Source organism: Methanoregula sp. UBA64, assembly GCF_002502735.1.
Lineage (GTDB): Archaea > Halobacteriota > Methanomicrobia > Methanomicrobiales > Methanospirillaceae > Methanoregula.
On sequence record NZ_DAQC01000001.1, the window covers coordinates 392,747 to 415,027 of the forward strand.

At 58.2% G+C, this 22,281-nt stretch carries 32 protein-coding genes; 17 read left to right on the forward strand and 15 right to left on the reverse strand.

Translation table 11 applies throughout. The features are described 5' to 3' along the window. The first annotated feature begins 54 nt into the window (after positions 1-54). On the forward strand, positions 55-321 hold the full coding sequence (locus BP758_RS01900; RefSeq protein ID WP_292368174.1) for a rubredoxin: 267 nt from the start codon (positions 55-57) through the stop codon (positions 319-321). Positions 322-445: 124 nt separating this feature from the next. On the opposite strand, the gene BP758_RS01905 is transcribed toward BP758_RS01900, so the two are convergent. Both BP758_RS01905 and BP758_RS01910 read right to left on the reverse strand, forming a co-directional pair. Next, positions 446-679, reverse strand: coding sequence for a hypothetical protein (locus tag BP758_RS01905; RefSeq protein ID WP_292368176.1), 234 nt, complete (start codon positions 677-679; stop codon positions 446-448). A gap of 116 nt (positions 680-795) precedes the next feature. Further along, on the reverse strand, positions 796-1,671 hold the full coding sequence (locus BP758_RS01910; RefSeq protein ID WP_292368178.1) for a 4Fe-4S binding protein: 876 nt from the start codon (positions 1,669-1,671) through the stop codon (positions 796-798). Positions 1,672-1,785: 114 nt separating this feature from the next. On the opposite strand from BP758_RS01910, the gene BP758_RS01915 reads away from it, so the two are divergent. The 7 genes from BP758_RS01915 to BP758_RS01945 all read left to right on the forward strand — a co-directional run bounded on the left by BP758_RS01915 (position 1,786) and on the right by BP758_RS01945 (position 5,763). Next, a complete protein-coding gene (locus BP758_RS01915) occupies positions 1,786-2,355 on the forward strand; it encodes a hypothetical protein (protein ID WP_292368180.1) in 570 nt (189 codons plus the stop codon). A gap of 172 nt (positions 2,356-2,527) precedes the next feature. Then, positions 2,528-3,061, forward strand: coding sequence for a YeeE/YedE thiosulfate transporter family protein (locus tag BP758_RS01920; RefSeq protein WP_292368182.1), 534 nt, complete (start codon positions 2,528-2,530; stop codon positions 3,059-3,061). A gap of 2 nt (positions 3,062-3,063) precedes the next feature. Then, positions 3,064-3,585 (forward strand): YeeE/YedE thiosulfate transporter family protein, encoded by a 522-nt coding sequence (locus BP758_RS01925; protein ID WP_292368184.1) that lies wholly within the window; start codon positions 3,064-3,066, stop codon positions 3,583-3,585. 18 nt (positions 3,586-3,603) lie between these two features. After that, on the forward strand, positions 3,604-3,831 hold the full coding sequence (locus BP758_RS01930; RefSeq protein ID WP_292368186.1) for a sulfurtransferase TusA family protein: 228 nt from the start codon (positions 3,604-3,606) through the stop codon (positions 3,829-3,831). Positions 3,832-3,918: 87 nt separating this feature from the next. Next, positions 3,919-5,145 carry a DsrE family protein gene (locus BP758_RS01935; protein ID WP_292368188.1) on the forward strand — a complete coding sequence of 409 codons (1,227 nt, stop codon included), beginning with the start codon at positions 3,919-3,921 and terminating at the stop codon, positions 5,143-5,145. 76 nt (positions 5,146-5,221) lie between these two features. After that, entirely contained in the window at positions 5,222-5,407 is a 186-nt protein-coding gene (locus BP758_RS01940) for a hypothetical protein (RefSeq protein WP_292368190.1), read from the forward strand. After that, positions 5,404-5,763 (forward strand): hypothetical protein, encoded by a 360-nt coding sequence (locus BP758_RS01945; RefSeq protein WP_292368192.1) that lies wholly within the window; start codon positions 5,404-5,406, stop codon positions 5,761-5,763. Before BP758_RS01940 ends, BP758_RS01945 begins: the two co-directional genes overlap by 4 nt. Before the next feature lie 54 nt (positions 5,764-5,817). Here the strand turns inward: BP758_RS01945 and BP758_RS01950 are convergent, their stop codons facing one another. The 13 genes from BP758_RS01950 to BP758_RS02010 all read right to left on the reverse strand — a co-directional run bounded on the left by BP758_RS01950 (position 5,818) and on the right by BP758_RS02010 (position 15,153). After that, positions 5,818-6,309 carry a C-GCAxxG-C-C family (seleno)protein gene (locus BP758_RS01950; RefSeq protein ID WP_292368194.1) on the reverse strand — a complete coding sequence of 164 codons (492 nt, stop codon included), beginning with the start codon at positions 6,307-6,309 and terminating at the stop codon, positions 5,818-5,820. Positions 6,310-6,345: 36 nt separating this feature from the next. Next, positions 6,346-7,095, reverse strand: a complete 750-nt coding sequence (locus BP758_RS01955; RefSeq protein ID WP_292368196.1) for an acyl-CoA dehydratase activase — start codon at positions 7,093-7,095, stop codon at positions 6,346-6,348. Then, entirely contained in the window at positions 7,092-8,372 is a 1,281-nt protein-coding gene (locus BP758_RS01960; protein WP_292368198.1) for a double-cubane-cluster-containing anaerobic reductase, read from the reverse strand. The genes BP758_RS01955 and BP758_RS01960 overlap by 4 nt, the downstream gene beginning before the upstream one ends. Before the next feature lie 24 nt (positions 8,373-8,396). Further along, positions 8,397-8,918 carry an OsmC family protein gene (locus tag BP758_RS01965; protein ID WP_292368200.1) on the reverse strand — a complete coding sequence of 174 codons (522 nt, stop codon included), beginning with the start codon at positions 8,916-8,918 and terminating at the stop codon, positions 8,397-8,399. A gap of 220 nt (positions 8,919-9,138) precedes the next feature. Then, positions 9,139-9,315, reverse strand: coding sequence for a hypothetical protein (locus BP758_RS01970; RefSeq protein ID WP_292368202.1), 177 nt, complete (start codon positions 9,313-9,315; stop codon positions 9,139-9,141). A gap of 78 nt (positions 9,316-9,393) precedes the next feature. Further along, a complete protein-coding gene (locus BP758_RS01975) occupies positions 9,394-10,011 on the reverse strand; it encodes a cobalt-precorrin-7 (C(5))-methyltransferase (RefSeq protein WP_292368204.1) in 618 nt (205 codons plus the stop codon). Next, positions 10,008-11,012: a cobalt-precorrin-5B (C(1))-methyltransferase gene (locus tag BP758_RS01980; protein WP_292368206.1), complete on the reverse strand. Its 1,005-nt coding sequence runs from the start codon at positions 11,010-11,012 to the stop codon at positions 10,008-10,010. The genes BP758_RS01975 and BP758_RS01980 overlap by 4 nt, the downstream gene beginning before the upstream one ends. Continuing rightward, entirely contained in the window at positions 11,009-11,674 is a 666-nt protein-coding gene (locus BP758_RS01985) for a precorrin-8X methylmutase (RefSeq protein ID WP_292368208.1), read from the reverse strand. Before BP758_RS01985 ends, BP758_RS01980 begins: the two co-directional genes overlap by 4 nt. Next, entirely contained in the window at positions 11,622-12,404 is a 783-nt protein-coding gene (gene cobJ / locus BP758_RS01990; protein ID WP_292368209.1) for a precorrin-3B C(17)-methyltransferase, read from the reverse strand. The genes BP758_RS01985 and cobJ overlap by 53 nt, the downstream gene beginning before the upstream one ends. After that, complete coding sequence (cbiG, locus tag BP758_RS01995) at positions 12,394-13,266, reverse strand: cobalt-precorrin 5A hydrolase (RefSeq protein ID WP_292368211.1); 873 nt, start codon at positions 13,264-13,266, stop codon at positions 12,394-12,396. The genes cobJ and cbiG overlap by 11 nt, the downstream gene beginning before the upstream one ends. Then, positions 13,263-14,009: a precorrin-4 C(11)-methyltransferase gene (cobM, locus tag BP758_RS02000; RefSeq protein WP_292368213.1), complete on the reverse strand. Its 747-nt coding sequence runs from the start codon at positions 14,007-14,009 to the stop codon at positions 13,263-13,265. Before cobM ends, cbiG begins: the two co-directional genes overlap by 4 nt. 2 nt (positions 14,010-14,011) lie before the next feature. Further along, the gene (locus BP758_RS02005) at positions 14,012-14,620 is read right to left on the reverse strand and encodes a cobalt-factor II C(20)-methyltransferase (RefSeq protein ID WP_292368216.1); all 609 of its coding nucleotides are present in this window, start codon (positions 14,618-14,620) and stop codon (positions 14,012-14,014) included. Beyond that, the gene (locus tag BP758_RS02010; protein WP_292368218.1) at positions 14,611-15,153 is read right to left on the reverse strand and encodes a bifunctional cobalt-precorrin-7 (C(5))-methyltransferase/cobalt-precorrin-6B (C(15))-methyltransferase; all 543 of its coding nucleotides are present in this window, start codon (positions 15,151-15,153) and stop codon (positions 14,611-14,613) included. Before BP758_RS02010 ends, BP758_RS02005 begins: the two co-directional genes overlap by 10 nt. A 243-nt stretch (positions 15,154-15,396) precedes the next feature. On the opposite strand from BP758_RS02010, the gene modA reads away from it, so the two are divergent. The 9 genes from modA (at position 15,397) to BP758_RS02055 (ending at position 22,147) form a co-directional block, all read left to right on the forward strand. Further along, on the forward strand, positions 15,397-16,245 hold the full coding sequence (gene modA, locus BP758_RS02015) for a molybdate ABC transporter substrate-binding protein (protein ID WP_292368220.1): 849 nt from the start codon (positions 15,397-15,399) through the stop codon (positions 16,243-16,245). A gap of 18 nt (positions 16,246-16,263) precedes the next feature. Further along, positions 16,264-16,770: a tRNA (N6-threonylcarbamoyladenosine(37)-N6)-methyltransferase TrmO gene (tsaA, locus tag BP758_RS02020; RefSeq protein WP_292368222.1), complete on the forward strand. Its 507-nt coding sequence runs from the start codon at positions 16,264-16,266 to the stop codon at positions 16,768-16,770. A gap of 28 nt (positions 16,771-16,798) precedes the next feature. Next, on the forward strand, positions 16,799-17,572 hold the full coding sequence (locus BP758_RS02025) for an ABC transporter permease (RefSeq protein ID WP_292368224.1): 774 nt from the start codon (positions 16,799-16,801) through the stop codon (positions 17,570-17,572). A gap of 12 nt (positions 17,573-17,584) precedes the next feature. Further along, positions 17,585-18,694 (forward strand): ABC transporter ATP-binding protein, encoded by a 1,110-nt coding sequence (locus BP758_RS02030; RefSeq protein WP_292368226.1) that lies wholly within the window; start codon positions 17,585-17,587, stop codon positions 18,692-18,694. A 121-nt stretch (positions 18,695-18,815) separates the two neighbouring features. Next, positions 18,816-19,220, forward strand: a complete 405-nt coding sequence (gene tsaA / locus BP758_RS02035) for a tRNA (N6-threonylcarbamoyladenosine(37)-N6)-methyltransferase TrmO (protein WP_292368228.1) — start codon at positions 18,816-18,818, stop codon at positions 19,218-19,220. Between the two features lie 122 nt (positions 19,221-19,342). Further along, the gene (locus BP758_RS02040; RefSeq protein ID WP_292368230.1) at positions 19,343-20,407 is read left to right on the forward strand and encodes a sensor histidine kinase; all 1,065 of its coding nucleotides are present in this window, start codon (positions 19,343-19,345) and stop codon (positions 20,405-20,407) included. A gap of 138 nt (positions 20,408-20,545) precedes the next feature. Further along, positions 20,546-20,905 (forward strand): hypothetical protein, encoded by a 360-nt coding sequence (locus tag BP758_RS02045; RefSeq protein WP_292368232.1) that lies wholly within the window; start codon positions 20,546-20,548, stop codon positions 20,903-20,905. Positions 20,906-20,916: 11 nt separating this feature from the next. Further along, complete coding sequence (locus tag BP758_RS02050; protein ID WP_292368234.1) at positions 20,917-21,306, forward strand: DUF134 domain-containing protein; 390 nt, start codon at positions 20,917-20,919, stop codon at positions 21,304-21,306. A gap of 124 nt (positions 21,307-21,430) precedes the next feature. Then, positions 21,431-22,147, forward strand: a complete 717-nt coding sequence (locus BP758_RS02055; RefSeq protein WP_292368236.1) for a DUF169 domain-containing protein — start codon at positions 21,431-21,433, stop codon at positions 22,145-22,147. The last annotated feature ends 134 nt before the right edge of the window (positions 22,148-22,281 follow it).

Genomic DNA, 22,281 nt, shown 5'->3' on the forward strand with positions numbered 1-22,281 from the left:
AAACGATAATAGTGATATATACCTGACAAGCAGGGAATATACGAGGTTATCACGATGGCAAAGTATGTGTGCATGATGTGCGGTCATATCTATGACGAGGCAGTTGGAGAGACCAAGGCGTTTAACAACACCATTCTCGTCAACACCGACCGTATGGAAGAGTACGAGGGCAAGGTCATGGCAGCAGAGCCGATAAAAGCCGGCACGGCCTTTGCCGATCTCCCCGCAGACTGGAAATGCCCCTCCTGCGGCCACCCCAAGTCCTACTTCCGCGTCATGGAGCCCGACACCCTCCGTGCCATGCGGACGATCAGCTACTAAATCGGAATAATCAAAAATCTTTTTCTCTCTTCCGGGCGTTGCAGTAAAAGATCGACGCACCGTTGTTCCGGCATGAAAAATTTCTGCACGTGACTGCGTTAAAAAAAAGGAATACGTTCGCCAATCAGACCTGGTCGTACCCGGTTACGGTAATGCGGGGCACCTTTCCTTCAATCGTGTCCCGGTACATCCGCTCGGGAAACGATGCCCCGCTGATCGCGGCATACTGTTCGTAGGAAACCGGGGCATAGTATTTCCGTTCGCCCCCGGGAACGACCACGATCAGCCGTTTGGTCATGATATCGTATCCCAGTTCCGTGATCCTGTTTGAAAAATGCCTGTCCCAGACAATACTCATGCAAGAACATCCTCCTTTTTCACAACCGGCACGCACCGGTTATGACTGCGTGAACTTCCGCGTACGGGATAATATACTTACTGCCGGATGATTCCGGTAAAAAAAAGAGCCGGGGTTTATCCTTCGATCATCTTCACGATCGATTTCTTGAATTCGTCAAATTCAAGATCGTCGAGCTGTTCGGGAAGCATCTGGCCGCTCGATGCCTGGCGGTAGATCCAGTAGACTATCCGGTCCACGACTCGTAAGACATCCTCATGGGATTTTACCGTGATCAGGTGCCGGCCGAACTTCGGGTGCCGGCCTCTTCTCCCGCCGACCGTAATCTTGTACTCGGGAGGTTCTGCCGAGATGAGCTTGAACGGGCAGGGCATGATGCAGAACCCGCACTCCATGCAGAGATCCTTGTGGAGGAGGATCACGCCGTTATCGACCTCGATTGCCTTCTCCCGGCAGTAATGCGTACAGGTGCCGCATCCCGTGCAGAGACCGGGGTCCCGGACCGGGCGCTGTGTCCCGGTGATGCCGATCTCGTTTAGGCGTTCGCTCTCGCAGCTGTTCGGGCAGGAGGATATGGCAATCCTGACCTTGACCGGAAGTTCGCGGCCGAAAAATTTCCTGTCGATCTCCTGGGCGAGCCCGACACTGTCGATGATACCGTATTTGCAGTAGCGGGTTCCAAGGCAGGAGGTCACGTTGACGATCTCCTCGCGTTCGGCACCGAGGGGGGTACCGTTCTTCTCCAGATCCGCGACCAGTTCCCCTAACCGGTCCGGATCCATGTGGGGCAGCTCGATAGTCTGCCGGGTGGTAAGGTGCAGCTCTTTTGCACCGTAGCGTTTTGCAATCTCCCCGAGCCCCAGCATCTGTTCCGGGGTAATCATCCCGGCCGGCATGCGGAGCCGAACGATAACAAAGTCGGGATCGCGTTCCGTGATGATCCCGCCCCGGGTATAAAGTGCCTGATCAGCCGGCGATCGTAGATGGGACATAGCAACAGTATGATTCGCTGCCGCCGCAAAAAGAGGTTGCGAAGCAGGCACCTGCATTTCTCTTCGTATGTAAAGTACAAATGTTTTATAACACTCCATCGCGAAGTATGTACCATGCCAAAGCATTCTGAATACATGGAGGCTTTTTTTGGCGTAGAGCTCAACCAGAAATTTGAGGATACGATAGGGGACCTCAAAGACGTGGAGATAGACCTCAAGGACTTATCCCAGCAGATCGCAAAACTCGAAGAGATAAAAGGAGCCGAGGAGTTCAGCGAAGCTCTCAAGGAATGCCGGGCGGTGGCATATGAAAACGCCCAGCAGGTAAAAGACGTGCGTACCTTCCTTGATTTTTACTTAAAGTCTGACAAGACCTCCTCCCATATCATTCTCGAACGGGACGCGTACATGAAGATTTACCAGATCTTCAAGTGGGATGGTTCAGATGTGCGTGACCTCAAACGCTGGATAAAAGAGCTCACCGAGATCTGCGATAAGATCGGGCTCAACATGCGTGACCTCATCAACTTCAAGAAACTGACCGCTCAGCCCGTGCCGGAAGAACTGGTCAGGTTCCCGGTCTATGCCCTGGACAAGCAGGGGTACTGCCTTACCGGCCCGGCGTTCGATATGGTCATGCATATCGATGAGGTCCGGGAAAAAATTGCTGAAAAATCCTCATAACTATCCTCCCCCTCCATAACATTTTTTTTTACTTTTTTTGGCCTGTACCAGCACCCGCTCTTTTCAGGCAAATTAAACATGCGCGTTTTTAAAAAAAATCTGTTAATTTTAAATTATTTACCCCATGAAAAATTTCGTCACGTTTATTTATTCCGGGGCTGCACCGGTAGGTATGGCCGAAACAAAGGCTGATAAAAATGAAAAAGTGTCGTGTCTGGACACTCTTGCAAAGAACCCGCTCTATGTCGGGCTTGCAATCGGTATCCTTGCGGCACTCGTACAGGTCCTGTTGATCAGCGCCGGCGGCCCGGAAGCCTATGGGTTCTGCGTTGCCTGCCATACCCGTGATGTTGTAAACGTTGCCGTAAACGATATTGCCGGGACAAAACTTGCCGTGGCTGCGATCTCGCAGAACGCAATCCTGCCGGTCCTCACCGTTATCGGCGTCCTTATCGGGGCGTTTATATCGGCCCGGTACTACCGGGAGTTCCGCGCAAAGACCGGCAAAGCGGTCTCGTATGTCTGGTACCTCGCGGGCGGGATCTTCTTTATGATCTTCGCGCTTTTCATGGGCGGCTGCCCCTATCGCCTGGGCCTGCGCATCGGGTACGGCGATGTGGTGGCACTCATCGGTGTCATCGCGATCATTGCCGGTGTCCTTGCCGGGATAAAAATTGCAACAGCTCTTGCGGAGCGTGAGGGATAATCATGGTCGCAGCAGGCTGGCTCTCAAAGGACGTTGCCATTATTGCCGTCCCCATCGTAACGCTCATCCTCGGCCTTATTATCGGCTGGCTCGGCCAGCGTTCCGGGTTCTGCTCCATCGGGGGATTCCGGGACTTCTTCATGTTCAAACACACCCGGCTCCTGTTCGGGTACCTTGCGCTCATAGTCGGGGCATTTATCGGCTACCTCGTCTTCTGGCTCATCACCCCGTCGGCATTCACGAACTTCTTCTGGCTTCTCCACAACGGCCTCATGCCCGTGCCCGGTGCACCGGCAGGCCTGACCGTGGCCGCGTACGTGATCCTTGCAGTCATCGGCGGGATTGCGGTCGGGCTTATCGGGGTCCTTCTTGGCGGCTGCCCGCTCCGGCAGTGCGTCATGACCTCGGAAGGCAACCTGAAATCCCTCTGGTTTGTAATCGGGATGTGCGTGGGTGCGGTTGTCTATACCATGTGGATCTCCGGCTGGGGCGTAGCGCTCCTGAAAGCCGCAGGGATTGCGTAAAAGGAGGGAAAAACAGGTATGACCACAACAAATCTCGACATAACCGGGAAAGTCTGTCCCTACTGCCTGCTCGCCGTGCAGAAAGCTGCGGCCGGCATGAAATCATCGGACGTGCTGGTGATCCGCTGCGATCACCCGCCGGCAGCAACGGCCACGATCCCGAAATTTGCAGAAGATGCCGGTATGGCGATCGATTCAAAGAAGATCGAGTCGGGTCTCTGGGAGATCCGGCTTACCAAAAAATAAAAAAAATCGCGGGTAACATAATTCATAAATATTCCTGTCGGTGTAACTTTATGAGAGATACACGGCATGAACCCGCATTTTTTTCTGTTGAGCAGCCCTGTCACCCAGGAACGGCTCACGTGGATCGGGGAATGTCTGCGCTATTATTTTATCAAACTCAATCCCGAGAATTTCCTGCACCACGCAAAGGCCGATGAAGGAACGTTTACGTTCCTCCTGACCGGGGATGCGCTCTACAGCCTTCACGACCCGGCAACGGTCCGGCTCTGGGAAAACCTCCTGGCACTGCCTTCGGTAATTCTGATCTGCGACCGGCAGGAGCTGTCGCTCCGGGGCATCTCGATCGAGGGCCTGAAACGAAAACTTCCCGACCAGGTGATCGACCACAACCGGCTGGGCATCAACGGGCAGCAGTCGTTCTGGAACGATGTGGCAAAGATCGCACGCCAGCACGAACAGCCGATCCCGAGCATCATCGGGTACCTGCAGCTGGACTCTCCCTACATGAACCGCTCCCCGCTCTATTGCGTGAAATGCCTCCAGGCCGCAGTCGAGGTCCATGCCTCGGTCGAACTGTATGCCTACCTTGACGGGATCCACTGCGGGCATATCAGCCAGTCTCCTTCGGATTTCGACAATATCGGCGACCGGCTCGAAGATATCGCGGAAAAGGCGGCAAAACGCGGGCTCCAGTCCCTCATGCTCTCGTGCAGCCGCTGCGCCCTTGCCCGGGGGTACAGCACCTGGGACGAGGGGGAGGGAGAACTCGTTTCGTCCTGTACCATCCGGCCATACCGGATCCGCAATCTCAATGAGATGGTGGAACGCTTCGGGCGCAACCATATCATTTTAGCGGAAAATTCCGCATCCCTCCAGATTAAAAAAGAAGGGTCGTCGTCTTCGTTCTCACGTGCCGAACCCGGCCGGGCCACACCGTTACTTATCCTCGTGACCGGTACCCCGTACGGGTCCGAACGTGCATTCGGGGCGGTCTCCTTTGCGGTGGCCTGCGCCGGCCAGGGGATCCTGACTAGGGTGGTCTTTATCGAGAACGGCGTTTACTGCCTGACCGGAAGTCCTGTACCGGCAGCAAAAAACATCTGGTTTTTCAATCTCCAGGAAGTGATCGATGCCGTTGCCGGCAGTGCGGATCTCCAGTTCTTCTCCTACCAGCCGTCGTTAACCAAGCGTGGAATGGCAAAAAACCCGAAGATGAACGCTGTACTGGATATCGGCACGTCCGAACTCGGGCAGATGCTCTTTACCGTACCAAAGGGACACCTGGCAGGGCACCAGCGGGTACTGTTCTTTTAAAAAAACACCGGGGCGATCGTTTACGGAAACCACTGATACCATTCCGGATTTTTCCGACCTGACCTGCACGAACCTGATGATCCGGCTCAAGATGCTGTTAAAGAAAACACCTGCCGATATGCCGGTCGCATTTTTTGTCCGCCGTGACCAGAAGGACACCGTGGAGGTCCCGTTCTCACGGTCCGGGTACGAAGTAGGGGTAGAACCGGCCGGTACAAACCGGTACCGGATTGTCATGACAAAGAAAGGAGCCGGCAGATGACGCATCAGGATCCCGTGATCGGGAAGATCCACGATACGTTCTCGCGCCACGACCGGAAGTACTGCCTCTTTTCGGTTGCGGGAAGAGATGACGATCTCCTTTACTACTCCCACCGGTCAAAACCCCTCCGGTCGCTGATGTTCGGGAAGGATTTTACCGGCCGTATCCCGGCTCTCATCCGGGAGAACGATTCTCTCTGTATTGAATGCGGCCTCGGGCTTGCCGTTGCCGGGGGCGTGGCACTTGACAACGGGGATCTCCTTGCATGGAATTTTTCCACAGAAGAGGCAAACCGGATCCTTGCTGCGCTCAGGGACCGGCTGGGAAAAGAGGGCAGCTGGATCGTCCTGTTCTGATCGTTTCGCTGCTTACGTGGGAGGACCGGCCCGGTACCGGGACAAAAACATTTTTTATAATCCGGCCTGGCGTTCCCGCAGGATTATCCTTGCCGTCTCCTCGGCCACTTCCCCGGTCAGGGAAACGCATTTTTTAAGATGTTCCGGGGATTTTAAGATCAGGCCCCGGGTCAGGGAACGGCAGCAGGCGCACCCGTGGCGTGCGGTAAACCGCTCGTGAAGTTCCCGGGAGAGCATAAGGCACCGCTCTACCGCAGGGTCGCGGGGATCTTTGCGGCCAAAGGCCATGCCAAGCGCCATGACGCCCCCGGTCACCGCCCCGCAGGAGCAGCCGGCCCCGCCCATTCCTATCGGGAACCCGGAAGCACACCGGATCACATCTTCCGGGTAGCCGAGCCTGAACTCATCGTTGATGGTCTTAACGATGGCCTCGGAACAATAGAAACGGCCGGACCGGTAGTAATCCTCTGCGATCTCCCGGATTTTGCGGGGATCCGGTTCACCGGTCGTAGCCGGCATTTTCCGGGACGGGACGGCAGGTTCCATGCTGTTAACCACAATAAACCCTCTAAAAAGATATAATCAGAGCGGATCCGATGCCACAAGAGCTGCCCCGACTGCCCCGACAATCTGGGGATCGGGCGGGACGATGACGTGCCGGTGTGTCTCCTTTTCAAGAAGGACTCTCATGCAGGGATTGAGCGCAACTCCCCCGGCAAAAAAGATCTTCCCGTCCGTTGCAACCCGGCGCAGCAGGCCGGCCGAGCGGCTGGCAATTGCCTTGTGGATGCCCAGCGCCACATCGTTTCTTGTTGCACCCTGGTTGATGAGGGAGACGACTTCTGACTCGGCAAAGACCGTGCACATGCTGTTGATCTTTTCCGGCTTCTGTGCGGTAAGGGCGGCCGCTGCGAACTCTTCGAGCGTAAAACCGAGCGCGGTTGCCATGACTTCAAGGAACCGGCCGGTCCCGGCGGCGCACCGGTCGTTCATCTCGAACTTTTTTAAATTGCCGTTCTCGTCAAGCGAGATGGCTTTTGTGTCCTGCCCGCCGATATCGAGAACCGCCCTGCATTCCGTTGAAAAAAAACGGGATCCCCGGACAAAGGCCGTGATCTCGGTTACCACCGGGCAGTCGAGATGTCCTTTGATCAGGTGGCGCCCGTATCCGGTGGCCACCGCCCGGTCGTATTCCACGCCCTTCAAAAGATCGCGTGCGATCCCAAGGGGATTGTGGGACGTGGCCGATGTGCGGGAGGAGACCAGCCTGCCGTCTTCAAGTACGGCAAGCTTGACGGTCCGTGAGCCTACATCGATTCCCGCGTATCTCATTTCTTCTTCAGGCGCTCGTTGAACGCTTCGATCCGGGTCTTGAGCTGCCCGGCATCTTCCTGGCTGTAATCGGTCTCCAGGCGCAGGGTCGGGATGTGCGAGTTCTCCAGCTCCTTTTCCACCGGCCCGCTCTCGATGATATAAGGCTGGCAGAACTGGAGGCTGTAATGGAGGACGCCGTCCGCGTGGAGGTTCTTTGCCATCTCCTTTACATGGTTTACCCGCGACGGGTTGGGGGTAAAGACCGCACAGTCGACATTGAAGTAACGGTCGGTGATTGCATCGAGCAGTTCTTCGACCGTGTTCCCCTTGATCTCGGTGAGCCAGCGGGTACCGCGTTCTCCCACGCAGGACTCTTCGCCGACGATGACGGCATTACTGGTCTCAATGAGCATGGGGAGCTTCCAGTTCGGGACCGCCATCGGGCAACCCGAGACAATGATACGGGTGGTCCCTTTGGGCATTACGCCCTTGTGCTCTTTTACGCGGGTTTCGAGCTCGTCGCAGAGCTTGTTGACCGAGTCGGTAAACCGGGCCGGGTCATCGTGGAAGAAGACCTGGTTGATGAGCAGTGCGTCAAGGCCGGAGATCGGCGCCGGGTCTGCTGCCCTGAGGGCGGCAAGCCGGATCATTGCCTTGCGCTTTGCATTGACCGTCTCGATGGCTTTTTTAAGCGACTGGACCGTGATCTTCTTCCCGGTCTCCTGTTCGAGTTTTGCAATGAACTTGCGGTACTCTTCCTTGAGCATCAGCCGGCCGGCATCGCTCTTGGTCTGCGGGAGATCCATGACATAGAGATCTTTAACAAGCGGCCGGAAGATCTCGTATGCCTTCTTTTTGCCATCGCAGGTATTCTCGCCGACAATGACATCGCACGACTCAACGTACGGGCAGAGCTTCCCGAGCTTGAACCCGAACATGGACTTAATGAGCGAGCACGTGTTCCGCGGGAGGAGTTCCTCGGCAGCTTCAAAGCCGAGCTCCGCGCCGGCACAGAGACCGACCGCAACGCCGTCGACTGCAAGCACGAGTTCTTCCGGGACAAAGACGCAGTACGAGCCGATCACTTTTTTGCCCTGCGCCTTTGCATCCATAATCTCCTTGATCCGCAGCCCGTGAACCTCGCTTACCACAAAGTCGAAGTACTTCATGCCCTCGGGCCGGTTCTTCTGGGAGAGGAAGATATCGGTATATGCCTGACCCAGGCCGGCTAGCAGGGCATTGTGGTTCTCGACATCGATGCCCAGTGATTTCCACATTTCCGTATAATCTGCCATGATGTACAACCGCTCCGGAAAAATTCAGACCTTTTTTACTTCGGCTTTTAAGGGAAGTGCGTGCTGGACGGAGTACATGCCCATGCAGTGCGTGACCGCATATTCCCTGAGTTCTTCAATCTGTGATGCGGAAATGTCCCCGCCGACATCCATGAAGACACGGACGGCACCCACGAGGGGCTGCTTGCCGAGATCGAACTGGGCGGTGTAATCCAGGTCTGCCTCGACCCGGGTCTTCACGTGGGTCAGCCGGATATTCCGCATCGACGCTTCGGTGACAAAGGTGCTCGAGAAACAGGCTGCATACCAGAAGAGCCCGAAAGCCATGGGGCCCGGGCGGCTGCAGGGACCGGCAAAGTTCGGGTGACAGGCTTCCATGGTGTAGCTGCCGTCCTTTACCTTAACGACAGACCGGAACTGCGGCCCGCCTTCGGTAAAGAGCCAGTCGCCCTCGATCTTTGCCGTGAACCGGGCATCGGCGGGATTCTTCTCGATCTCCTTTTTGTACTCAATGACCTGCTTGGTATCGATGTTGTTGAGGCTCATACGTTAATACCCAAAGAAAATTGGCCACCACTGGTAAAAATAGTATAGCCTTTGACAAACTCAAAGAAATCTTTTTAGTTTAACTTTAAAAAAATCCGGTGCAGACCTGATTACAGTTTCCCTGAACCGCCAAAAAAGTACACACGGGATTTTTCCCGAACCTGAGTACGGCAATGATATTCCGGACGGGAGCCGGAAAAAAAAGAACCGGCCCGGTCTTTTACCGGAGCCAGTACCCGATGATCACGCAGGCAAGTCCCGGGTAGAAGACCACCGAAAAATACTGGCGGATCTCGTACGGGACGAACCCGAGCCCGTTGAGCTCCGGTATGAGGAGCATGATAAGGCCCGCGATGAAGAAGAGGTAACTGAACTGGGTTTTTGTTGCTTTATCCATCTAAAACCTCCGTATCTACCGTGGAGGGGCAAAAAAGAAAAATCTTTGTCCGGTGGTTTTGTGTGCGGGAGGGACGATCTACCGGGGCAGCGCATGGCCCGACGGGTCTTCGAATTCGCCGATGGTAAGGGTGTAGAGGTCCGATTCCGGGACCGGGGGGGCGGAAAGATCGTCAACGGTGATCCGTTCGTCCGGGTACCCGAGGTTCTCACAGACCGCGACCCTGATCTCCGGCGGGAGGACGGCAGCACCGAGCCTGCGGTAGAGTTCGTGCACGTTAAACTTCGGGTCGGCAATCAAAAAGACGATCCGGCCGCGCCGGAGTTCGTCAAGAGTATCGTGCATTGCCTTCTCGTGGCCCCGGCCATGGGCAACGATCACGATCACCCGGGAGAGCGGGATATGAAGTTTGGAGGTCGCGACCTGGAGGGACGAGATCCCGGGGATTACCTCCCCGGGAAGATACCCGAGGCCGGCAAGCATCGGGTCGCCGGTCGAGAGGATGACGGCATTCTCGGGCAGCTGGGCGAGGTTGCGGTAGTCCGAGATCGGGCGGACCAGGCTGTGTTTGGGGATATATTTCCGCGCCAGTTCAATGGCCCGGCCCGACCCGTAGATACTCTTTGCCGTTTTTATTGCCTGGATTGCCTGCTCCGTGAGCATGCCCGGCCCGCACCCGACTCCAACGATCTTCATGGCGATTCTCCTATGATCTCCCCGTCCCGGTTCACCAGTACCACCCGCACCTGCGGGCTTCTGGCCTTATATGCCAGGAGGGCCCGGCCGGCAATTTTTTTAAAATCCGGCGAAGCCGCGAGTTCTTCCACGGTAGCATACCCGGTCCGTACCAGAATATCGGGTTCGATATATTTTAAGATCAGCGCCGGCAGGCCGCAGAGAACAACGCTCCCGCCTGCGGCTGCAAGCGCTTCTTTGATCTTCCCGCCGGCAAGCACGACCTCGCGGTCGGGAAAGAGGAGGCGCGAGTACCGGAGCCCGACCCGGCCGGTGGTGATGACCGGGTTCTCTGCCCCGGCAACCCGGGCCTGCACCGATTCTTCCAGGTGGTCGTCCCAGGGCTCGACAAGCCCGGTTGTACCGAGCACCGAGATCCCGCCTTTAACACCGATCTTCGGGTTGAGGGTCAGGTTCCCGACCCGCTCCCCTGCCGGGATTTCGAGCGTGACCGTGGCACCGGCCCGGCCGGTTCCGGCGAGCGCCTCTTCCATGCCGGCAAGGATGCAGGCAAGCGGCGCTTCGCTGATCGCCGGCGCGCCTTTTTTGTAGCGCGGGGTGTCCCGCACGAACCGGCCTATGCCGGCACCGGGGACAAGCCGGATTCCTTCCGGTGCGGGGACCGCGGTTGCAACGAATTCAATCCCCGCGGTCACATCGGACGGGTAGTCGCCGGAGTATTTTTTTGCGAAAGCCCGTCCGGCCCGGGCAGTCACCGGGACTTCGGCCACAAGGCCGCAGGGCAGCCGGACGCTGACGCGGTCGATCCCGCGATCGAGCGAGAGGACTGCTGCCTTGCAGGCCGCGGCCGCGGTAGTCCCGGTCGTGTTTCCCCGGAGAAGAACGGTACCGGACGCGGTCAGGACGGCAAATCCCTGCCCGACCCGGGCAAGTCCCGCAGGGTCGGTGCATTTTGCAATCCAGCCGGGGGGATAGACAAAGCCGGTGACCGGGTCCCTCATTGCGCGGATTCCTCAGAAAGGATCGTGATACACTCGTTTATCGCTGCAACAGCGACCGGCGTACCTCCCCGGGTCCCTTCGGTCGAGATCGAGGGGATATCGATCGTGCGCAGCAGGGCCTTGGACTCTGCGGCATTCACAAAGCCGACCGGGATGCCGATCACGACTGCCGGGCGCACGCCCTCCCGGATAAGATCGCAGATAACGAGAAGCGCGGAAGGTGCGTTCCCGATCACCAGTATGGAGCCGGGGAGCCGGTCGCGGAGTGCGAGGATTCCGGCCGAGCTCCGCGTGATCTCCCGGGCCTTTGCAATATCGCTGCCATAATCCAGAGCACAGAGCACTTCGGACCGGTGCCCTTTTTTCTGGATGCCGACCTGCACCATCCGGATATCGGTGATCACCGGGGCGCCGGCTTTGAGGGCCATGATTGCCGCGCTGACCGGATCGTGACTAAAGCGCAGCAGGTCTGCCATGGCAAAATCCCCGACCGCGATCGAGCACCGCTGGCGCACCCGGTCCTCGGGAGTGTTGTTCCCCAGTTTTTTCCGGGCAAGTGCCCGCGAAGTCTTTGAGATCCGGTAGGCCTCGCCGGTCGTTGCGCCGAGGTCAATATACGTATTTGCGCTGATATCCCCGTGGCGTGATGATTCCTCTGACATGGTCTCCCATCCTCCAGATCCTGCTCTCCAGTCCCCCGATAATAACGGTCGTGTGCATATCGATGAGATCAATGGATCGTTCGATCTCCCCAAGTGTAGTTATCACCGGGTCGGCCTGTCCTTCCCGCAGGGCGTTTTTTACGATCGCTACCGGCACGGTTGCCGGGTAAAACTTCCGTGCGTGCTCGATGGCAAGCGCGAAGTTGTGGGGCCGGCCATTGCTCCGCGGGTTGTAGAGCACGACCGGGATCCCGACCGAGAAGACCGCATCGAGCCGTTTCTCGATCACTTCGAGCGGGGTTAAGAGATCGGAAAGGCTGATCGTGGCATAATCGCCCGAGAACGGCGAGCCGATAAGCGAGGCTGCTGCCTGCGCCGCGGTGACCCCCGGGACAACTTCGACCGGAACTTCCGCACCCGAATGTTCGAGCACTTCGAGCACGATCCCCGCCATGCCGTACACGCCCGCATCGCCTCCCGAGACGATCGCCACCCGGTGCGATGCTGCGAGTTCGATGGCTTTCTTCGCCCGCTCGACTTCTTTGCCCATCGAGCTCTTAATCACGTTCTTTCCCGCAATGAGCGGGGCGAGCGGGACAAGGTAACTGTCGTTCCCGATAATGTACTCTGCCCCGGCAAGCGCGGCAATGGCGCGGCCGGTCATGTACTCCTGCTTCCCGGGTCCGCACCCGACAATCCAGAGGCCGTTTTTGGTATCTTCAGCGGGCAATGGCAATGGTCACCTTCCCGAAAACTTTCTTTTTCATAACGAGCTCGCGGTGCCGGGCCGTTGCAAGCGCACACGGCTCGGCTACCCCCACGAGGCCGATCCGGCCTGCTCCCGATGGCGACTGGGGGGACTGCGCGTTAATAGTGTCATCATCAAGGAATATTAAATTGGCAGGGATTGCGGCAACCCCTTCGATAAGTCCGGTCTCGCCAAGTTTTTTTGCGGTGGTTGCACAGCACAGGAGATCCTTTGTCTCAATTTTTGCCTCTTTCAGAGCGGCGCGGACGGCTGCCGTGACCTCGCCGGCCTCCACGCCTTTGCGGCACCCGATGCCAATCGTACAGGTGCCGGATTCGAGGAGCACCGAGACATCCGGGCCGGCTATTACCATGCCCGGCCCCGGGACCGGCCAGACCCGGCTCTTCCCGTCGAGGATTCCCGCATTGACCGCCCGGGTCGAGGCCCGGTTGAGGATCTCGCAGCCGTTCCGTTCGGCAATCGCCTCGACCGAGTCGTGGCCGAACGCTTCGGTAGCGGTCGAGATGACCGGGACAATCCCGATGCCGGCAAGTTCTTTTGCCAGGTCGTTTGCCCCGTGGTGGCCGCCGAGGATCGGGATCGCGTACGCAAGATCCGGGGTCACGACAACCACGGCCGGGTCGTCCCACTTGTCCGAGAGGAGCGGTGCGATACTCCGCACTACGATCCCGGCCGACATCAGGGCAACGATCCGTTGTGCCGAGAGGAAACACTCGGCAAAGACCCCCTTGTGGTACTCGTAGTATTCCCCGTCAAGGAAGAGCGCGATCCGTTCGGCATTGTGCCGGAACCGGGCCAGGGCAATGACAGCGGTACCGTTCATGAGTAGAGGTGCGAGCGGGTGTGGCCGTGTTTTGTCTCGCCGGCAATCCCCCCGATAACAAGGAGTGCCGTGTGTTCGATACCGGCCGCTGCTGCTTTCTCTGCGATATCGGCAACGGTGCCCCGGACAACCTTCTGGTCCGGCCAGGACGCATGGTACACGACCGCGGCCGGGGTCTCTTTGGGGCATTCGAGCTTTTGCGTGATCTCGCTGAATTTCTCGGTGCCAAGGAAGACGACCATGGTCTGGCCCATGCGGGAGAACTCCCGGATCTGATCGGATTCAAGGGTCTTTCCCGCCGGCCGGGTCACGATCACGGATTCCGAGACGCCCCGGAGCGTGAGCTGGGTTTTGAGAGCCGCCGCTGCCGCAAAGAGCGATGAGACGCCGGGCACGATCTGTACCGATACTCCCCGCGCTTCGAGCAGTTCGATCTGCTCGACAATTGCGCCATAGAGCGAAGGGTCGCCCGAGTGGAGCCGGACAACTTTCTTCCCGGCTTCAGCCTCGCGGACCATCACGTCCACCATCTCCGGCAGGTGCATGCCCCAGCTGTCGAGCTTGAGCGGTGCTTTCGATGCCGCGACAAGGTCGGGGTTCACGAGCGATCCCGCGTAGATGAGGACATCAGCATCGTGTACGAGCCGCTGCCCTTTTACGGTGATAAGCTCCGGGTCGCCCGGGCCGGCGCCGACAAACCAGACTACCGGCCCGTGCGTCCCGTTCTCTTTTTTTGCGGTCATGATCAGCGCCCCGCGTACAGCACGCTCATGTAATCGGTCTTCTCCGGGATCTCATCGTTCCGGTACACTTTCATATCGGAAAAGAACATCCGCTCGACAAGCACGAACTCGCGATAGCCTTCGCGCCGGAGATCGGAAACTATCTTTTGGGGGTGCCGTGCCTTTAGCCGGATCAGGGCCGACGGATCCTTGTTCCCGTCCGAGACGATAAAACTCCCGGCAAGCGGGACGTCTGCTGCGGACGCAAATGCGGTAATGGCACTGATGCCCGGTTCGGTCCGGCACGCGATCCCCGGGTGGCGCTCTGCAAGGATTGCGGTAAGCCGGGAGAAGGTGGAGAAAAAGTTCGGGTCGCCGAGGATACCAAAGACGGCAAGGCCGGTCTTTGCCACCGGCGCGATCTTTTCCGCATTTGCTTCAAGGCACGCACGGATCCGGTCCTCGTCACCGGTCATGGGAAAGTCGAGCATCACGGACTCGCGGTACGGGGCGACAAGGTCTGCCGCGATCCGGCCCGGGACAAAGACCGTGTCCGCCTCTTTGAGCAGTCGGACGGCGCGGAGCGTCAAAAGCTCCGGGTTTCCCGGCCCGAGACCCAGACCTACGAGCATGCCGTTCCCCTCCCCACGATGATATAGACCGGATCGATCGGGACAAACATGAAACTCTTCCCGAGCGGGTGCGAGCGCGAGACCTGGACCTGCACGGCTCCGGAGAAGATCCCGAGCGTCTGCATGGCATCCGTTACTGTGGCAAGCGTGGAGACAAGAACCGCGTTTACCACGATCGTCCGCTTCACGGTTCTGGCAAGTGCCGGCAGGAACGATTCGATCTCCCGCGAACCCCCGACAAAAGCGCAGTCCGCAGCGGGTGCGGTCGGAAGGAAATCCGCAGCTTCGCCGCAGAAAAATTCTATATTGGTTACCCCTGCCTTTTCTGCCGCAGCGGTTGCACAGGCAATCGCTTCCGGGCGCCGGTCAATGGCCCAGACCTTCTTTGCCCGGCCGGCCATGGCGATCGCGACCTTCCCGGTTCCGCAGCCGATATCGAAAACCAGATCTCCGGGCCGGATCCCGAGCTTAAAGAGCGAGACCGCCATGATCTCGTCCTGTGTGGGACCGCCGGCAAGTGCTTTCTCTCCCATCTTCTCAACTCTTGTTGCGTTATGGTATTAAGACTTGTTTTGGGCAACCGGGCGTGATGAACGGGGGCATCTTTCCGGCCCGGATCCGGGCTCAATTCCAAAAAATTCCGGGCGGTACCCGGGCGTTTTTTAGATCCGCGAGTATTCATGAGGGAGCTGCAAGGTAATCGATTATAGTATACATATCCGGCAAGTCAAACCAGATCATTAGGTATATCAGGGAATTTTGCGCATATGTGGAGTATGAAATCATTACGAAGTATCGGCATCCTTGCCATCCTGGTTGTCTGCCTGCTTATTGCGGCAGGCTGCACGTCGACCTCCTCCGGCTCTGCCGGGACCGCTGCAACCCCGGCAGTATCCGGGACTGCGGCCGCATCGCAGGGAACCTCCATCCTTGTGTATGCCGGCGCCGGCCTCAAGGCCCCGCTCGATGAGATCGGCACGGTATTTAACAAAAAGACCGGCATTGTCGTCCAGTACAATTACGGCGGCGCGGGAACGCTCGTCCCGCAGATGAACCTCTCGAAGAAAGGCGATGTCTTCATGCCCGGCTCGACCGTTGAATTTGGCACGGCAAAGAGCCAGGGACTGGTAAACGACAGCCAGTATGTTGCCTACCACATACCGGTGATCGTTGTCCAGAAGGGCAACCCGAAGAATATCACCTCGCTTTCTGACTTTGCCCAGCCCAACCTCAAGGTCGGCCTTGGCGATGCGAATGCAACCGCAATCGGGAAGGCTGCCGCAAAGATGTTCAAGGCGCTCAACATCACCGCCGCAGTAGAGAAGAATGTCGTGACCCGGACCCCGACCGTGAACGAACTCACCACCGCGGTCAAGACCGGCCAGGTCGATGCTGCCGTCCTCACGCTCGACCAGTATGACCCGGCAACCATGGACAAGATCGATATCCCGCTCGCACAGAACGTTGTTTTGATCGTCCCGATTGGCACGACCACGTTCTCGCAGAACACCGATGCGGCAAACCAGTTCGTCAACTTCGTCGCATCCGATGAGGGTAAGGCAATCTTTGCTGCGCACGGATTCGTATCCTACCCGAACGCCACCTACGCAAACGTCAAGCCGTAAGCAGGGAGATACTGCTGCATGACCGTAGCGTTTACCCCCGTTGGCGTTATCCACAGCGGACTGTGTACGCCCGGGGCCCCTCCCATCCAGAGCCGGTTTTCCCGGTGTAAGGGAACCATCGAAGTCTTCCCGGAGTTTGCGGCAGGATTAAAGAACCTGGAGGGATTCTCCCACCTTATTTTGATCTGCCACTTCAACCGCTCAAAAAAGCAGGCGCTCTGTGAAAAACCGCTCATGGACGGCAGCATGGAGCACGGCATCTTTGCCACCCGGCACTTCAATCGCCCCAACCCGATCGGGATCGGCTATGTGGCGCTCGAACGTATCGAAGGAAACATCCTGCACGTAACAGGTCTCGACCTCCTTGACGGGACGCCGATCCTCGACATCAAGCCGTACATCCCGGCGTTCGATTCGATCCCGGATGCAAAGACCGGCTGGGTGACAAAAGAGCACCTGTCACGGCTGGCCGAAGCTTCCGCGCAGGTATCGGGGACACCGGATACAACCGGACACCACGCGTGACCGGTTCGTCCCGGAGGGCAGAAGACCGATGAGACGCTGGTTTCTGGCCCTCACCGGCATCGTCTTTTTTATTATCGTAGTTATCCTTGCAGAGCTGGTTCTCTATCCTCCGCTCCCGGCGCTTGCCGCAAGCCTCGCGAGCCCCGAGATCGAATTTGCCATCACCTTAAGCGTGGTAACGAGCACGATCTCGACTGCCATCTGCGTTGCGCTTGCCATCCCGGCGGCCTATGCGCTGGCGCGCTACGATTTCCCGGCAAAAAAGATCGTAAGCCTCCTTCTCACCGTGCCGCTCGCGCTTCCCCCGCTTGTTGCCGGCATTGCGCTCCTGCTCTTTTTCGGGACAACGCCCTGGGGAAAGGCACTCGATGCGGCGGGCTTTGGCGTGGTCTTTACGCCTCTTGGGATCATCGTTGCAGAGGTCTTTGTGAACCTCCCGTACATGATACGGATCCTCAAAAGTTCCTTTGTGGCGGTGAACCCGCGGTACGAGAACGTGGCAAAGACACTGGGCTGTACGGATGCCGGCGCGTTCGTGCAGGTGACCCTGCCGCTTGCACGCCCGGGCCTTGTCGCGGGCACGACGATTACCTGGGCAAAGGCGATGGGCGAGTTCGGGGCAGTCCTGATGCTTGCCGGGGCAACCATGATGCGGACCGAGACCCTGCCCATTGCGCTGTACCTCAATCTCTCGACCGGCGACCTCGACCTTGCGGTTGCGGCAGCGGTCATCCTGATCCTGATCTCGCTTGCCGCCATCTGTATTGTCGAGGACTTTGCCGATGAGGTGCATGTCTTTTAGGGGGATGATGCCGTGACGCTGACCGTTGAATCCGTAACTAAAACGCTCGGGAACTTTTCGGTAAGGGAGATCAGTTTTACGATCCGGACCGGGGAATACTTCATGCTCCTTGGGCCCACCGGTGCGGGAAAGACGATCGTGCTTGAAACGATTGCCGGTATCCATACCCCGGATGCCGGGCGGATCTGCTGGGACGGCGAAGATATCACGCATGCCGAACCGCGCGACCGCCATATCGCGGTCGTGTACCAGGACTACATGCTCTTCCCCCACCTTACAATCCGGGAAAACATCGGGTTTGGCCTTACACAGAAAAAAACGGACCCGTCAGCAAAGGAAGCAGCCGTGCGTGTGACCGCGGGGATGCTCGGAATCCTTCCCCTGCTCGACCGGTACCCGGAAACATTGAGCGGCGGCGAACAGCAGCGCGTGGCCCTTGCCCGGGCGCTCGTCTTGAAACCCCGGGTGCTCCTGCTCGATGAACCCACGAACGCGCTTGACTCCGCAATGCGCGAGCACATGCGCCAGGAGCTCGCGCGTATTCACCGGATCACGGGTACGACCGTGATCCAGATCACGCACCATTTCGAGGAGGTCTTTGCCCTTGCCGACCGGGTCGCGGTGATGCGGGACGGTCAGATCGTCCAGACCGGGACGCCGGACGAGGTCTTCTGGCACCCGCGGGATACCTTTGTTGCGGACTTTGTGGGAATAAAAAACCAGATCCGGGGTACGGCGCGGCGGGCCGGGGACCTTACCGAGATCGTAACGGGATCGGGCGCGGTCATTGTCGCGGCGGAGGCAGAGGAGGGCCCGGCAGTCGCCACGCTGCATGCCGAAGACATCATCGTCTCACGGGAACCGTTCGTGTCGAGTGCGAGAAACCGGCTCGAAGGTACGATCGTCGCGATCGTCCCGTCCGGGAGCACGGTCCGGGTCATGATCGATGCCGGCTTCCCGCTCTGTGCGCTGCTCACCCGGGAGAGCGCAAGCGAGCTCTGCCTTACCGAAGGCTGCACGGTCTATGCGACGTTCAAGGCCTCGGCCGTCCACGTGATTCCGGAGAAAGCGCCCGATCTGCCGGCAGGATCAAAAGAGAAGACGGTTCAGGAGTACGGGTAATTCCGCACTATTGCTATCGGGAATGCCCCTGCGGCGGAGCGAATCCCCGGGACCGTTCCACTTTTTGGAATGAGTGCAGGGAAACAAAAAACCTTAATCTGTTCCGGCAGAAGGTTCCGGTATGCAGATGACCCTGTGCCCCATCGGGTACGTGCGCTCGCCCTACAAGCTACCAAAGGACGCCCCCCGCCAGGGCCGGCTTTCGGACACGGTCTCGGAGATCGTGATTGACGAACAGTACCTTCCCGGTCTCCGCGACCTTGCCGCAAAAAAGCACGTGATCGTCCTCTCCTGGTTCGACCGGGCCGACCGTTCGGCGCTCGTTGCAACCCCGCCCGGCAGCAGCACGGACCACGGCGTCTTTGCCACCCGCTCGCCGAACCGTCCCAACCCGATCGGACTCTGCGTGGTAGACCTCATAAAAACGGAAGGTCCGGTCCTTACCGTCCGGGGCCTCGACTCGCTCGATGGCACACCGGTCCTTGACCTCAAGCCGTATTCGCCCGAGATAGACTGTGTCCGGTAAAACCGTGGGGTTACGTAACAGTATATTTCCCAATTTATAAACGGACGGTTTTTTGAACAGATTTCCAAGCCTATATATCGCAGTATGTGGCATTTTTCCGGGTAATTTTGCGAGGAAACCAGGTGATCCGTACCCCGAGCAATCCGCCGGCGTGGTGGCTGGATATCTCCGCCCAGCCCCGTCTTCTCATTTTCATTGCCCTCGTTACTGCCGGTCTGATCCTTGAAATAGTCCTCCATCTCGGGTACGGGATATCGGTAGTCTATACCCATTTCTTCTACCTGATCGTTGTCGCAGCCGGGGTCTGGTTCGGGAAACGGGCAGTCTGGGTTGCGCTCTTTTTCGGCGGACTGCATGTTGCCGTGAGCTGTCTTGTTGCCCCGGGCATTCCGGTCGATGCTCTGCTCCGGGCCACGATGCTCGTCATTGTTGCAGCGGTGATCGGGACCGTGGTCGACCAGATGAATGCCTATTACGAGCAGGTGCTTGCAAAGAACCGGGAGCTCACCGAGATGAACAGCCGGCTCGATACCTCCCAGAGAGCTATCGTGCTCGCGAACAAGAAACTCAACCTGCTCTCTTCCATTACCCGGCACGACATCACCAACCAGCTTACCGCGCTCCTTGCTTATATCGAACTCTCGAATATGATGGCCACGGACGACGAGATGAAAAGAACGATCGCAAAGGAGGAGACCGTGGCAGGAAATATCCTCCGCCAGATCGAGTTCACGAAAACCTACGAGGATATAGGGGTAAAAGAACCGCAGTGGCAGAACGTGGCCGGTCTGCTCTCCTCCTTAAAACCGGCAATCGAAGGGACCGGCATCGCCCTGTCTGCCCCGCCCAAAAGCCTGGAGATCTATGCCGACCCGCTCCTTGCAAAAGTTTTTGAAAATCTTCTCGACAACTCGATCCGGCACGGCGAGCATGTCCGGCGTATCGCGGTCCGGTACGAGATGCGCGGCGAAGCCTGCCTGCTCCTCTATACCGATGACGGGGCGGGAGTCCCGGCAAAGGACAAGCAGCGGATCTTCGAGCGAGGCTTTGGGAAACATACCGGCCTTGGCCTGTTCCTGACCCGCGAGATCCTCTCGATAACCGGTATTACCATTGCCGAGACCGGCCTGTATGGCGGGGGCGTGCAGTTCGAACTGTGTATCCCGGCCGGATCCTTCCGGTGCTAAAAAAATTTTACCGGGTTCCTGTTTTCGCGTGCCGTTTCCACAGGTTTTAATTGTTTTTGCGCATATGTGTAATATAAGACCGGCCTTCCCCGTATGCCCGTATGAGGGAACGGGAGCCGGGAGGTTTGAAAAAAACCCATGAACGGACGCGACCCCTTCTTCCCGGACCTGCTTGCACGCTTTATGCATACGCAGGCAAAACGGGAATGCTGGATCACGGTCGAGGAGTTCCGCGATCTATTTGGCCTGGACAAGTCGTTCTCCTGTGCACTCTCGGGATTTTTCCGCCGGATGTACAACAGCCCGTCCATCCCCGGCCCGTATACGGTCGTGAGGATCGAGACCGTGGCCGCCCCGGAGATGCCCGGCAGGATGATCCGGCGCTACCTTATCCGGGTCCGCCCGGTAAAAAGAGCCCGGCCGGATGCGGAACCTGCCGGTGCCGCTGCACACCCGGGTGCGGCTATAGTTAAATCCCGGCAGCAGGGAATTATATAATCACAGGATATATGGAGCCAGACGAGACAGTTGCCCCGGCTGAATGCCGGCGGCGCGGCCGGCCGCGGGTCCGGAGAATTATCGAGGGGAGAGCGGATGCCCGCTGCTATGAGCCGCGGTGCTGCCCGGAAAAGGACGGGGCCAATGTCACCCTGACCCCCGAGGAGCTCGAACTGCTGCGGCTGATCGATATCGAAGGGCTCGAACAGGAGGAAGCAGCAACCCGGCTCGGCGTCTCGCGCAAAACCGCATGGCGCGACCTGCACGAGACAAGGAAAAAGATCACGGATGCCCTTGTCAACGGCAAGGGGATCGAGATGACCGGCTGCCGCCGCGCTGCCGAAGGCCGGTGCCCGTGTTGTCCCCGGGCACAATCACCGGATACGGAAAACCTGTCCTGAAAAACCGCTCCCGTCCCGGTTATCTTCTGCCGGGCATACCGCCGACCCACCATCTTTTAAGTAGTTCTGCTCATATGGGTAATTAAGGCCCGCCCGACAGGCAGCGGCGCCGCGAGGTTATACGATGACAGACGAACCCTTAAAGATCGCAGTGGATTTTAAGGAATCCGCTGAAGTCCTCACAAAATACCTTGGCCTTGAAGGCTCCCCGGTTGCCTTCAAGTTCGCGACAAAAAAGGAGGATATCCCGGCCGGCATGCCCGAGATCGACAAGGTCATGAGGCACTGCACCATGGTCATGGTTGCAAGAAAAGAGAACAAGGCCTTCTATGCAACAGCCGACCGCCACGAGTGCAATGGCGGTGCATGGGCGCTCGGGTTAAAGGACATCACGCAAACGCTCAAGACCGGTGAGTTCTACTTCAAGCTCGGCAAGTTTGCGAGCGCTCCTTCGTGCAAGCGCACGATCGAACACATCCCGCACCTGGGCCTTAAGGAGACGTACGCAACACTGTATGCGCCGCTTGAAAACGCGCCCTTCGTCCCGCAGGTTGTCTTTATCATTGCAAGCCCCCGCACCATGCTCAAGCTCGCCCAGGCCACGCTCTTTACGCTCGGCGGCCGGATCCACGCGGAGTTCTCCGGCATCCAGTCGGTCTGCGCCGATGCAGCCGCACAGACATATCTTACCGGCCACCCCAACTTCTCGCTCGGGTGCGACGGGTCGCGGCGCTACTCCGGTATTGCCGAAGGCGAGATGGTGATGGGCCTGCCCGCGGAGATGCTGCCGGAACTTACTGCGGCAATAAAAGTCGTTGTCGCTGCACCGGGTTCAAAGTAATCAGCGGTATTATCGTTGTCTTTTTTAAAACGGGGGCCGATCTTCCAGCGGCCGGCCCCCGCCCGTACCTTTTTTTCCTGCCGCATTTATCGCTGGTATCCGGGTATGGTGCGGTCAAAAAGGGTTTATACTAT